The sequence below is a fragment of the Pseudomonas sp. A34-9 genome (assembly GCF_029543085.1).
Lineage (GTDB): Bacteria > Pseudomonadota > Gammaproteobacteria > Pseudomonadales > Pseudomonadaceae > Aquipseudomonas.
In genome coordinates this window covers 863,615-877,150 of the sequence record NZ_CP119967.1, presented here as the reverse complement: position 1 = coordinate 877,150, position 13,536 = coordinate 863,615, and the positions used below count along the sequence as shown (strand labels likewise).

The window sequence follows — 13,536 nt, the reverse complement described above, 5'->3', positions numbered from 1 at the left end:
CAAACTACTTAGTTCAAATTTTTTCGCCTTACCTGCAATAGAGAAAACTCCTACATTTAGAATTCCTCGGAGTAAGTTATGTTCATCGCCCCAAAAGACACAACATTAAACGGAAACATAAACAATGAGCGACATAGACCTTAACAAACTTAAATTACTTCCTGACATTGCTGACACTCAGACTTTTAAAATACATGGCATCGCTATGAACTCCACTCTCACCGTGGTTCAGCAGTCCAGAGACCAATACAAGCAAACACAAAAAACCCCCGATGAAAAACTGAATGCCGAAATAGCTCACGACTACGCCAGCAGTTTTGCCCGGCAAATAACACGCGAGCAAATGGAGCGCCAACTTCACAAGACAGGCAAAACACGCCCCAAGCGTGGTGTCGATAGCGTTGAGCCAACGTATGAAAATCTATTTAAAGAAAACTGGGATAACTTTTGCGCGCAGAACGATTTAAATGCGATCGACTCGCCAGCCGCTTATCTGCGTGCCCTGTACATATTTTCCGGCCAGCTTGATGCGGAAGAAAAACCCACGCGCAAAATAAGCGAGATTCGTCCGGACATTGCCACTCAACAGATAGATGCTTCCAGTGTTTTTGAACCACTCCCGGCCTTGCAACTCGTCAACAAGGTGCTGGGCCATAAAATAAAAAAACATGCAAAGCACGCCAACGACAAAACGACTCTGGAGATAATGTCCATACAGACTAAACCTATTTTCCTCCCCTACCATCACCGTCATCGACAATGTGTAGTAGCGCTCGCTGCGAAGAATCTTGGATTGGGCATTCTGGACTATAAACTGCAACTTCTATGGCCAAATACGTTTTTTCAGAACCCTGACAAGGTAACCCTGAACCTGCTTTGCGAAGCTCAGATAAAGATGTCGAATCTGAGCAACAGGCAAATCGATGTTCTGACGGCCAAGCTCGCAGAATATATCAGTCCAACAGACACGGAGACAGGCGCGACACACAGCGTTGTAGATAAATTCAGCATACAAGAAGATCGTTACGACCTTAACCTGTTTGCCTCCCAAACCAATTGCTGGCCGTCGCAAATCAAACAATTCGTTGATCTTCAAGTTTCCAAATCATACCCATCAAGCTCCTCGCACCTTGTAGTGGACAATGTACCCGGCAGTAAACTAAAAACCATTTCGTTGACACACGACAATCCCGAAGCACATATGGTTACTGCCCTTGATCGTATCCAGCGCATGATACGTTTTCACAAATGGAGCAACATTTCGCTGGGGGAACTCGACACTCTGGTCTACAGCGCAATTTCCAGCGATGGCAGTGACACATTTATTCCCAGGTCCACACTGCGAGCCGTGGGTGTTTATCAATATTTCAATCAACATTATGGGATTGAGGCAGAGGAATTCGCAGCCCTTCTGTACCGCTTACCCACCGACTCGGTCAACGGCCGGGCCTCTTTGTTTGATCGTGTTTTCCATCGCGGTTTCCCGGCAGCCAATTTGTTTAAAAAAGAAGAAGGATCCACTGAAGTATCTCCCGTCGCCCTTGCCGACGGTATGGATCTTCAAATGACGCAGGAATCGTTCGACTTGTGCATACGTTTAGCCAAAAAACACTTGGGAAGCCTGCATCAAAACTTGCCGACCGCTTCATCTCTTTATCGTCAGGCACGCGTAGCGCGGCTGTTTGGTTTATCCCCCCTCGAATGCAAGGAGTTAATCAATTTACTCGGGGGCGAAGCATTCGAGCGATTGCTGGTATCAGGAAAATTGAGCAGTGAAACCGAAGCCGACATCCTCCATTTGTTGATGGCAGTGGACGGGGTGATGACATGGTTACGATCAGCCGGCCTTACAGTCGCACAACTGTTGCGCATGCTGGGGCGCCGCTTGCCTTTTGCTCGTGAAAAACTTCCCGTGCATGTCGCTGCGATAAGTGCCCTGCGCGATGCCACCGCTGAAAAACAACATACCCTTGCCGTGCACCAGTTGCTGCAGGACGTCGCAGGGCTTTCGGTGCAATACGTTCCGTGCGTCATGAAAATGGCCAATACCACCGAGCAAAGAATATGTGCAGAAATCAAGAAAGGGAAAACCCTGCTGTTACACAAGTCACTGGCCGCCGCTGAAATCTGCCAGACATTAAACATAAGCAGCGACATATTGCTCAACTTGCTGAGCGATCACACACTGATCAAACCGGACTGGAACAGCGCATTTGAACTGCAAGACTTCTATTGTCTCGAACGCTTTGCCAATTACAGCCGGCACGATCCAGGCGCGAGTCACGAGCTTCTCGGCTTCCTGAAACTTTCCCATACCGATACTCAAATAAAAGCCAACGACGCGTTGGCAAAGTTTCTTGTTACCAAGCAAACCCTGAACACTTTGACCAAGGAGTTACCCAGGGGAAGAGTTGAAAACATGCAGCAACTGGACTGGGTCACCCGCCACCTTGAATTATGCAAAAACACGGGGCTTTCGCTGGAAAAACTGCGTGACCTATTGAAGTTTAACAGCCAAAACTCAATGGATGAATGGCGCGCCGTCGCTGCCGAACTTCTCCACAACGTAAATGTTTAAGGGAATAAACATGAAAAACATAGAAATTCATAAGCAGTTGCAGGAGAGCCTGCGCGATGCCCAGGTAGCTTATTATCTCCACCTCGAAACGTCTGAAAATCCCGACACGGAAATCAGATCTGCCGAAGCGCTTTACGATCACTGTTTGCTTGATGCACTTATCAGTAATGATGTTTCGACGACGCCGGTCAGCTTTGCCATCTCCAGCCTTCAACATCACATCGAACTGGCTTTTACTCGCCGTTCTTCCGATTATTCGAAGAGCGAGGAACAGCGCTCTTCCTGGCGCAATGTTTTGAGCCATTACCCGACCTGGGCAGCGCACCAGCAACTGATGTATTTACCTTCGCTTTATCTTGATCCTGCATTGCGGGTCGATAAAAGCGAAAATTTTTGCCAACTGGAAAACGATTTGACACAGGGACGGATCGACTCAGCGACCGCGCAAAAAGCAATACTGGGTTATCTGACCCGGTTTGAAGAAGTGGCGAACCTGAGTATCCTCAATGGTTATATCGATGGCGATGACGTCGACAACGGTGTTCATTATTTGCTGGCCAAATCGCGCTCAGCTGATCGCTATTATTGGCGCTCGCTCGATATGTCGCAGCGCCCGGTGACGCTCAGCGCTGAGGGCGCCGAGAAACTCAAGCGCCCTGACCCTCTCGCCTGGAGTCAATGGGAAAAAGCAGATGTGCCGATTTCACAAAATGCCATTCAACATACCATTCGGCCCGTTTGGTTCAACAATCGACTATTTGTATTCTGGGCAGAAAGTAATCATCAGCATCCCCACCAGCTTGCGGAGGGAAGTACAAAAGGACAAAGTAACTCACAAGTTAAGCTTATTTATGCGTGGCGTAAAATCGATGGCACCTGGAGCCTGCCGAAAACATGTCTCGAACGCTTTTCCAAAAGTTACTTGACCGCTCTAACGCCCGAAAAATTTAACAAACTTGTCTCAATCCAGGCTTTTGAAAAAGATAATCAGCTCGAAATACGCCTAACGATGGAGCTCGACAGCCTGGGTGGCTATATCGATAAGAATTTTTTTCTTACAGTAACGGATGAAAGCACCGTATTCCAAATAACACAAGCGCATCTGAACGCCATTTTAGAGCTCGACAAGCATCGACGCATAATGACGAAAAATGATAAAGATACGGCCTGGGATATCGTTAATGAAGACTCATCGCAGCTATTAAAACGTACCGCTAAAAAGGGTGAAACGTCTCCATCCCATGACAACAGCATCAGTCTCGACACCGGCTTCGCCGCCGAAATGATTCGCCGCGCAGAAAACAGTCTGGACGAACTGTTCAACCTCGACTCACCGAAATCCGAACTGTCCGCGCCAGGCTCAGCCCACACGAGTCACCAGGCGCTGGATTTTCATGGCGCTTACGGCCAGTACTTCACAGAACTGTTTTTGTACGTCCCATGGCTGCTCGCGAGTCGCTTGAATGCCGAGCACCGTTACGAAGACGCGATGAAATGGGTCAATTACCTCTTCGACCCTTGGGGCCAGGATAACAATGGCCAGAAACAGTTCTGGAAATCAGAACCCCTGAATCCTGTCGAAGAGCCTTCCTATGCGCTTAAAAATCCCTATGACCCGCATCAGATTGCGCTCAGCCATCGCGTGCATTTTCGCAAGGCAGTGTTTTTCCTCTATATCGACATTTTGCTCAATCGCGCTGACGAAGCTTATCGCCGCCTGACAACCGAGAGTCTTAACCAGGCGAAGTCGCTCTATCTGCAAGCGCGTCATCTGCTTGGCAATCGCCCGGTGATCAACGGCCGGAAAGAGGTCTGGAAGCAGATCACACTTGAGCTACTGGCAAAAGATGACCTGACGGAGATGAAAGAGCTTGAACAGGAGCTCATCAAGAAGGGTGGCAGCGTCCCGCTGCATCTGAACAGGCAAAAAAACCCGGTACAACTGCAGCTCCCCGCGATCAATCATCTGCGCATTCCATTCCATCCGGATTTACTCAAGCGTTGGGATCAGGTGGACAGTCGCCTGTATAACTTGAGGCATGGTCTGGACATCGCCGGTAAACGCCAGCCCGTTCGCTTGTTCGAATCGCCTCTGGACCCACGCACGCTGCTGACAGCCCACTCCGGTGGCCAGAGTGACATGAGTTCGGCCCTTGCCTCGACGCAAATCCCGCATTACCGCTTCAATGTGATGCATGGACAGGCGTTGAGCGCCGTTGACAGTCTGATTCAGTTCGGCTTGACGCTCCTCTCACTGATCGAGCGTCAGGAACAATCGCAATTTCAGGAAGTGCAGCAACAGCAAGCCTGGGCGCTGGCCTCGCTGGCGGTGGACTTACAGACACAGGCATTGCGCGGCGAACAGCAGAATCAGAAAGCGCTGGAGGTGGGCAAAGCGATCGTGCAGCAGCGGTTTGAGCATTATGAAACGCTGCTAAAACAGGACCTCAGTGCCGAGGAGGCCAATGCCAGTCAGTTGTACTTGCGCAGTGGTGTAGCCGAACAACTGGCGTTAGCCTCCCAGGTCGGTGCCGGTGCCCTGATGCTGGCGCCAAACACTTTCGGCCTGGCCAATGGCGGCATGCGTTGGGAGGGCGCATTGCATGCCTTGAGCGCCATCGCCCAAGGGGCATCGGCCGCTGACCAAACGGCCGCCAGCCACCTGGACCGTACGGCACAATTCACCCGGCGCCGTGAAGAATGGACGCTTGCGCGCGATCAAGCGGCACTGGAGCTGAACCAGATCGACGCCCAGTTGAAAGCGATGGAAGAACAGCAGAAAGCCACAGAGCTTTTGATGCGTCAGGCGCAGACAACTTTGTCCCAGGCCAAGAGCAACTACGACTTCCTCAGCACGCGCTTCACCCAGGCACAGTTGTATCAGTGGCTTGGCACCCAACTCGCCCCTCTCTACAGTCAGGCTTACGACATGACCCTGGCACTGTGCAAGGCCGCCGAGGCAGCCTGGCAATACGAGATTGCCGATTTCAGCACAGTCTTCCTGCCGCATGGCACGTGGCAAAATTCCCGGCGTGGGCTTGGAGCCGGGGAGCCGCTAAAGCTGGCTCTGATGAAAATGCAGGCAGACTACTTGCAGCGCAATTGCAGGGAGCTGGAGATTCGCAAAACGGTGTCGTTGCGTCAGCTCAAAGCCGCCAGCGATGTGGAATGGAGCGATGTCCTGACTAACTTCACAGACAAGGGCAAGTGCGATTTCGAATTTAAAAACGAGCTGTTCGAGCAGGATTACAAAAAGCACTATCTGCGCCGGATCAAAACCATCAGCGTTTCTTTCCCGGCAGTTCTCGCTCCGTATGAAAACGTTCGGGCGACCCTGATGCAACTCTCCAGCGAAGTCCGTCTGAAACCCGAAAAGGACTCGCCTGTTCTGAAAAACCAACGGGTCAACGAAATCATCGCGCTGTCGACCGGCGTTGACGATAACGGCCTGTTCACTCTCAATTTCAACGATGAGCGCTACCTGCCCTTCGAATTCACCGGCGCCATTTCCAGTTGGAGTCTGTGCATTTCCAATCACACAGACCAAAAGACTTTCATCAACTCGCTGACTGACGTGCTTGTTCACATCAGCTACACGGCCAGGTCGTCGGGGGACCAGAAATGAGTCGCCCTGAGTCCGTTTCCATCAATATTCCGGCGCTGCCCAAGGGTGGTGGTGCCATTCAAAGCGTGGGTAAAGGCTGGGGGCCTGTAGGGCCGACCGGCGCTTCCAGTTTCCAGCTGGCGTTGCCGATCTCGACGGGGCGCGGGTTTGACCCGGCCATGACCCTGGGTTATTCGAGCTCGGCAGGCAACGGCGTGTTCGGCATCGGATGGAATCTGCCGATACCGGCAGTGACCCGCGTGACCGGCAAAGGGGTGCCCACTTACACCCGCGAAGACGAAGTCGCCGGCCCGGACGGCGTCGAGTGGTATCCGGCAGAGTCGAGCCAACACCACAAGTACAATGACTTTGATCTGAAAAAAAGCTACACGGTAACGCGCTATCTGGCTCGAGTGGAAAGCGCTTTCGACCGGATTGAACATTGGTCTGCCAGCGATGACCCCGCCGGTTTCTGGCTGGTTCATGGCGCCGATGGCACCCTTCACCTGTTCGGCCGGCAGGCCATTGCACGACGGGGCGACCCTGCCGATCCACAGCGTGTCGGCGAATGGCTGCTGCAAGAAAGCGTCAACGCTTCAGGCGAGCACATCTACTACGAATATCAGGCCGACATGGCTGGCGGTAAAGCGACGGCACAGCGTTATCTGAGCCGTGTCTGCTACGGCAACGAAAAATCTCAGCAACACCTGTTTCTGTGGCGTCCGAAGCGTCTGGAGTCCGTGCGCTGGCATTTTGAACTGGTATTGGACTACGGCGGACGCGATACCGGGTACTCGGAAAAACCCGGATATGGCTCTGGCAATGCAGTCAATCGCGAAGATGAAGTTCTCAATTACGCTTACGGGTTTGAGTTGCGCACGAAGCGCTTGTGCCGGCAGATTCTGATGTTCCATTGGTTCCCCGCCGAACTGGGAGACGACCCGCAGCTAGTCAGGCGCCTGCTGCTCGACTATCAGCAAACCGAGGCGGGTTACCATTTGCTGTCAGCCGCCCATCAGCAGGCATTCGACGAGGCGCCCGAGCCCGAAAGCCATCCGCCTGTTGAATTCAGCTACAGCGAATTCAATCTGCAACCATCGGCCTCTGCCTGGACATCCTTCAGCCAGATGCCCACGGTCGAGAGCCACCGCATGGAATGGGTCGACCTGTATGGCGAAGGCTTGCCAGGGTTGCTCTACCGGCAGCAAGACCACTGGCGTTACCGTGAGCCGTTACGCGGCAAGCCGAACACCGACCACGTCGTGTACGGCGAAGGGCAGCCTTTGCCCACCCTGCCCACGCTGAACAATGCATCCCGGCAATCGCTGTCCGACCTGACCGGCGACGGGCGTCTGGACTGGGTCGTTGCGCAACCGGCCATGAGCGGTTTTTTCTCCATGTCGCCGAATCGGTCGTGGACCGACTTCAACGCTTTCAAAGCGTTTCCTCTGGACTTCTTCAACAACAAGGCCCTTCAGGCCGACCTGATGGGCGAAGGCCTGGCCGATCTGGCAATGATCGGGCCACGCAGCGTCCGGCTGTACGCCAACCAGCGGAGTGACGGGTTCAGTGCTGCACTGGAAGTCGCCCGCTCCGATGACGAAGACAACCTTCCGGTGTTCAGCGATTCGAAGCAGGAGCTGGTCGCGTTCAGCGATCTGCTTGGCAGCGGCCAGCAGCATCTGGTGCGCATCCGTCACGATGAAATCAAGGTGTGGGCAAACCTTGGTCGCGGGCGTTTTGGCCCGGGCCGGGTTTTAACCTGGCCCGGTTTGGCGCGCGAAACTTTCGACGCTTCGCGCATTCGTCTTGCGGATCTGGACGGTTCGGGCGCGGCAGACCTGATTTACCTGACAGCCGAACACGCGCTGATTTTCATCAATCGCGCCGGCCACGGCTTCGATTCAGCAGTGACATTGACCTGGCCCGAGACGTGGCGCTTCGACGATCTGTGCCGTGTCGATTTGGTCGACACCCGTGGTCTGGGCTGTTCCAGCCTGGTGCTCCATGCGCCCCGAAATTCCCCACATCACTGGCGCTATGACTTCGTCCAGCGCAAGCCCTACCTGCTGACCGCCTCAAACAACAACATGGGGCAGTCCACGAGTATTGCTTACCGCAGTTCCGCGCAGGAATGGCTGGACGAAAAAACCGAGCGCATGAAGGGGAAAAAGGTCGACCTGACCTGCCACTTGCCCTTCGCCTTGCATCTGGTCAGGAGCCAGATGCAACGGGATGAAATCACTGAAAATCAGCTGACGCAACGCTTCAGCTATCGCCAGGGCTACTACGACAGCAAGGAGCGGCAACTGCGCGGATTCGGGCTGCTGATCGAAAACAGCAGCGAACGCGTGTCCAGCGCCGATTGCATGCCGCCGAGCAGAACCCGCCAGTGGTTTCATACCGGCCAGCCAAGCGAGCCATCTCGTCGCGGCTATGACACGTCCGACAAATACGCGCGCCCCTTGGGCAAGGTCTATGTGAGTCGGTATCAGGACGCAAAAGACCTCGCCGTCGAAGCGACCGATGAAGCCACCCGCCGGGCGATTGCCAGGGCCCTGTGCGGGCGCCTGCTGCGGCGCGAGGTCTTTGATCTCGGCGCCGGGTGGACATCGCGCAAGCTGCTGCAGGTTGAAGAACACCGTTATCACGTGCGCCTGCTGACACCACAACAGGTGGCGCGAGACCACATCCGTGTACTGCCACTGGAACTCGAATCGATTAATTACAACTACGACGGCTTCGTTGCAGATCCGCAATGCCTGCACACGATCAATGCCCGCCGGGACCGGTTCGGCGCCGTCGAGCAGAGTTTCCAGATCCATTACGCGCGACGTCTGACCGCCAGTGACACCGCCCCCTTCGATCAAGCCCATGAAAACGACTGGTGGAAAGACGCCCATGACCCGGCGCAACAGCGCTTCTACATTAGTGAACACTGTGCCAAATACATTCATCTCAGCGATGCTCAGGGCTGGCGCCTCGGCCTGCCCTGGCGTCAGCGCAGCCAGGCATACGAAGCAGACAAATCAACGGCAGTCGATGAGTTGAACCCAAGTGACATCACTTACGAAAAGTTCGCGAAATGGCTTGTCGACTCTGGCGTTGCGAAGACGGGAGTGTTGACCGGATTGTCTGTACAACGCTATCAAAACGCCCGGAGCGGCGGGGTATTGCCCGATGGCGTGGCTGAATTCGCCGGCATTGGCGCCTACGTCGAAACAGCTGAATTCGATCAATCTGCCCTGCGTGCCTTCGATACCCTGGCGCCCGATCTTCGGCCAGACGACGCGTTGCTGACACGTTTTGGCTATGAGCGCATGAGCGACTGGCTCGCGCCCGCCGGGGCGCAAAACAAGTTCTGGTCGGTCAAGAGCGGCTTCGTGACCGTGGCCTCCGGAAAAGGCTTCCATAAACCTGAGTCCCTGCAAGCCACCGCACTCCAGGGTCGGGTGACCCTGAAGCATGATGCGTATCACTGCTGTGTGCTCGCCATTCGCCAGGAGGATGGCTGCGCCACCCAGGCCAAATACAATTACCGTGTCATGGCACCCACGCAAATCACCGACGCCAATGGCAACATCAATGAAGTGCTGGTGAACCCTTTCGGTCAGGTACTGGCCAGCAGTGTGCATGGTACCGAGCAGGGCCGACCGGTCGGATTCGCCGAGCTGAGCAGCTACCGACGACCGGACTCGCTCACACCGTCGAGCGCAATTGCCGATCCGCAGGGCGCACTGCAGAACGCCGCAAGTATCGCAGCCTACGATGTGTTCAGCTGGATGGGCCGCATCGAAGAAAACGCACGGCGCGATATCGAATGGCTGAAGCGCTGCGTAGCACAAGGTCTTCTGTTACCCGACGGCCACATCTGCACACGCGCCCGCGAACTTACCGCCAGCGGCGCTCGGCTGAGCGGTGATGCGCAAAAGCTTGCAGACCTGATTCAGCGGGCCCATCGCGAGCCCGTGCACACAGCCTTGTTGAGTGCGGACCGTTATCCCGGCGATCAGCCGCAGATCGGTATTTCCCTGAGCTGCCTTGATGGCTTCGGGCGGGAGTTGCAAAGCAAACAAAAGGTCGATCCGGGACTGGCATACCTGGTCGGCGACGACAACAGACTCGTCCTCGATAACGACGTCGCGCACGAAAGCGTCACCACCACACGCTGGTGCGTCACCGGCAGGCAGGAATACAACAACAAGGGCCTGCCAATCCGCATCTATCGACCGTACTTCGCCGATCGTCACTGCTACGTCAAGGACACGTCGATGCGCACACTGGACCATTACGACCTTCAGCATTACGACGCACTGGGCAGACCGACCGAAACATTTCTGGCAAAACAGGGCGCGATTTCATACCTGCGTCGCCACCGTTATCACCCTTGGTATTCAGTCATGGAAGACGAGAACGACACCCTCGAAGAAGTCATGTCCGCCACCTCGAAAGGAGTGCAAGCATGAGCGCCCGCCTGCACAACAAGACACCTGACGTCAGCGTCATCGACAGCCGTGGACTGATGGTGCGCCACATCGCTTATTACCGCAGCAGTGAATCGCAGGTACCCGCAGCCCCCAGGGTCACGCGGCATACCTACGACACTGCCGGGCACCTGATCGAGCAGTGGGATGCCAGACAGGACGCACGAAAACTCACGCCTAATCGCACGATGTCCTACTCGCTGGCCGGCACGCCATTGGGCGTGGTTTGTGTCGATTCCGGGTGGAGCCTGTCACTGGCTCAGGCCAGCGGCCAGACTGGCAGGCGTTGGGATCAACGCGGCAACCTCTGGAACATGGAATATGATCGCCAGTTACGCCCGGTGAGGGTCGATGAACAAGCGCCCGGTCAAGCCATGCGCGTTGCCGAACGATTTACCTATGGCGACAGCTCTGCCGACTCGGCACAGCGCAATTGCTGCGCCCGACTGGTGCGCCACGATGACAGTGCGGGCACGCTGTCGAGCGATGCCTATGCCCTGTGCGGAGAACCGTCCAGCCAGACGCGGCAATTGTTATTCGCTCCACAATTGCCAGACTGGCCGGATTCAGTCGAAAAACGTGACGCCCTGCTTGAAGTTCAACGCCATACCACACACTGGCGGTACGACAGCAGCGGTGCAACGCTGGAACAAACCGATGCGAAAGGCCATACCCAACGCTATTCGTTCAATGTCGCCGGGCAACTCAAAACGCTGCACCTGAAAATCGCCGACCAACCCACCGAACGCGTAATCATCAGCGACATCGAGTACAACGCGTTTGGACAGATCGAGACCCAACGGGCCGCAAACGGCGTGATCAACCGCGCGACTTACGATATGGCCAGCGGTCGCCTCCTTAAGCTGAATGCCTCGAAGGCTGGCCGGGTCCTGCAGGATTTGCAGTACTCCTTCGACGCGGTGGGCAACGTCTTGTCCATTACCGACAGGGCCCAGCCCACCAGCTTCGCGAACAATCAACAGGTACAGGCCGTCAGCCGCTTCACTTATGACAGCCTCTACCAATTGACCAGCGCCACCGGCCGCGAAGCGCAGGCTGCAATCACCCAGCCAAAACTGGTGCCCGCGGCAAGCATGACGATTGCGGTCGGTGAGTTGTTCAACTACACCCAGCATTTTGCTTACGACACGGGAGGCAATCTGACAACCTTGCGCCATGTTCGCGATGGCAATCAATATACGAGAAACCTCAACATTGCCGAAGACAGCAATCGTCTTGTTGCCTGGAATCAGGGCGACTCGGTTACCGGCACTGCCATAGACTCGGATGACCACGGTAACCTGCTGACCTTACAGCCCGGTCAACCGTTGCAATGGAATGCCTTGGGCCAATTGGCTGGCGTGACACTGGTCAGCCGTGCCAACGGCGTCAATGACGAGGAACGCTACGTGTATGACGGAAGCGGCCAGCGCGTGTACAAATCGCGCACATTTTACGGCGGGACGCTTACCCATCGCGATGAGGTGGTTTATTTGCCGGGACTGGAGTTGCGTTCGCAAAACAGGCAGCGCCTGGAGGTCATTACGATGCAGGCCGGCCGATGCAACATCCGCTATCTGCACTGGGCCGAGGGCCGTCCCGCAGAAATGGGCCCGCGCCAGCAACTGCGCTATAGCCTGGACGAACCCTGTGGATCCTGCGTGCTGGAGCTTGACGACGACGCGAGTCTGATCAGCCAGGAAACTTACTACCCCTTTGGGGGCACGGCCTGGAGCGCCGCGCGGTCAGTCATCGAGGCGCAATACACAACGGTGCGCTACTCGGGCAAGGAACGCGACAGCAGCGGCCTGTATTACTACGGCCACCGTTACTACGCCCCTTGGTTGCAACGCTGGATCAGCGCGGACCCAGCCGGAACCGTCGACGGCTTGAACCTGTTTTGCATGGTGGGTAACAACCCGATCAGATATAGCGATCACGGCGGCTTGCAGAAGTACGAATCGTTAAACCATCTGGACATTCCAGCCAGCGCGATTGAAAGAGCCCCGCTCGCCCATTTGATAGATCAACCGAACAGTTCCTACGGCAAGTTCTCGGCAAAAACACGCTGGCTGACCGGCACACTAAACGAAAATGCCACGCCCGAGCCCAAGGCTAAAGGCAAACCCAGAAGAAGAGTGCACAAGCGATCCGAGTCTGACCCTGGCCCACCCAGCGGAAAAAACCTGAAAAAGTACATCGCACATGCCAGTTACGTCATGCGCGGCGGTTCTTCAGAGATGCTCGCCTTCCATAACTTTCAAGGCAGCCCATCGGGAAACAATGCTTTTCCAGGCATTACCTCAAAGCCGACAAAAATCCCCCGGAATCTACAAATCCCAACGTTTGAAGGCGTTCGAAAGGATCCGCAATCGAGGAAAGACAGTGACTTTCTGCCCCCGGGCGATTTGGGTACGTATTCCGTGACGGCGAGGAAACAGTTCAAGTCGGCGCTGCGTGAAGAGTACCAACGCAACGGTGTGTTTCTGCATCCCGAAACAATGAAACTGATCATGAATCATGTTCGGGCACATCCCGAAATCCCGATCCGCGCAGGCATTGCCGGCTTGCATGCCGACGTGCAAACCGTCAACGACATTGCCCGTAAATTGCCTCTCAAGGACGGAAAATTCGATTCGAGGGGCTTCAACCGAGCGTTGTCCGACAGCGTCGTTTTTGTACAAAAACTGACTAACCCTGGACTCAATCAGGACTTCCCGGCCTGTGGCAACTGCACCGGCATCATCCCTGACATTGTTACTGTCGCCACCGGCATCCTGCCGTTAGGGAGCCATGCCGGGGCCTCTCGCCGAAGGCATATTTCTGGCTGATGCCAGAACGTCCTGTACCGGTTCATACGATGGCGCGGG

Annotated in this window: 4 protein-coding genes; all 4 read left to right on the top strand. The window is 55.2% G+C overall.

Features of this window, described 5'->3' with window-relative positions:
* The first annotated feature begins 124 nt into the window (after window positions 1–124).
* Genes P3G59_RS03700 through P3G59_RS03685 form a run of 4 tightly spaced genes read left to right on the top strand, consistent with a single transcriptional unit; the run spans window position 125 to window position 13,497 of the window.
* Window positions 125–2,578: a Tc toxin subunit A gene (locus P3G59_RS03700; RefSeq protein WP_277760507.1), complete on the top strand. Its 2,454-nt coding sequence runs from the start codon at window positions 125–127 to the stop codon at window positions 2,576–2,578.
* A gap of 10 nt (window positions 2,579–2,588) precedes the next feature.
* Entirely contained in the window at window positions 2,589–6,203 is a 3,615-nt protein-coding gene (locus P3G59_RS03695; protein ID WP_277760506.1) for a neuraminidase-like domain-containing protein, read from the top strand.
* A complete protein-coding gene (locus P3G59_RS03690) occupies window positions 6,200–10,648 on the top strand; it encodes a SpvB/TcaC N-terminal domain-containing protein (protein ID WP_277760505.1) in 4,449 nt (1,482 codons plus the stop codon). Before P3G59_RS03695 ends, P3G59_RS03690 begins: the two co-directional genes overlap by 4 nt.
* Entirely contained in the window at window positions 10,645–13,497 is a 2,853-nt protein-coding gene (locus P3G59_RS03685) for an RHS repeat-associated core domain-containing protein (protein WP_277760504.1), read from the top strand. The genes P3G59_RS03690 and P3G59_RS03685 overlap by 4 nt, the downstream gene beginning before the upstream one ends.
* Window positions 13,498–13,536 lie beyond the last annotated feature (39 nt).